At 53.0% G+C, this 402-nt stretch carries 1 protein-coding gene; it reads right to left on the bottom strand.

Annotated features, from left to right (window positions below):
* A partial coding sequence (locus KJR01_RS09750) for a thiamine pyrophosphate-dependent enzyme (RefSeq protein ID WP_250325186.1) occupies positions 1–402 on the bottom strand: 402 nt, incomplete at both ends.

Here is a 402-nt window from a genome sequence, read left to right as displayed (position 1 = left end):
GGATAGACATGCTCGCTGCCATCAACGGTGACATCGACGAACACCAGTCGGTTATTACGCACATGCTCAAGGGCTTCGCTGAGTTTACTTTCCAGCTCATCCGGACGGTTAATCTGCAGCCCGACATGGCCATATGCTTCCGCCAGGCGCACAAAATCCGGTAACGACTGCATATAAGACTGAGAATGGCGACCAGAATAGATCATATCCTGCCACTGTTTCACCATCCCCAGATAACGGTTGTTCAGGTTCAGAACCAGTACCGGCAGTTCATACTGTAAGGCTGTCGACAGCCCCTGAATGTTCATCTGTATGCTGCCATCGCCGGTCACGCAGACCACCATTTCTTTCGGCAGGGCCATTTTAACGCCCAGCGCAGCCGGTAGGCCAAAACCCATCGTG

It is taken from the genome of Campylobacter sp. 2018MI10 (assembly GCF_018501175.1).
Classification (GTDB): Bacteria; Campylobacterota; Campylobacteria; order Campylobacterales; family Campylobacteraceae; genus Campylobacter_E.
Note: the sequence above shows the minus strand (reverse complement) of the source record. Positions and strands in the feature narration are given on the sequence as shown.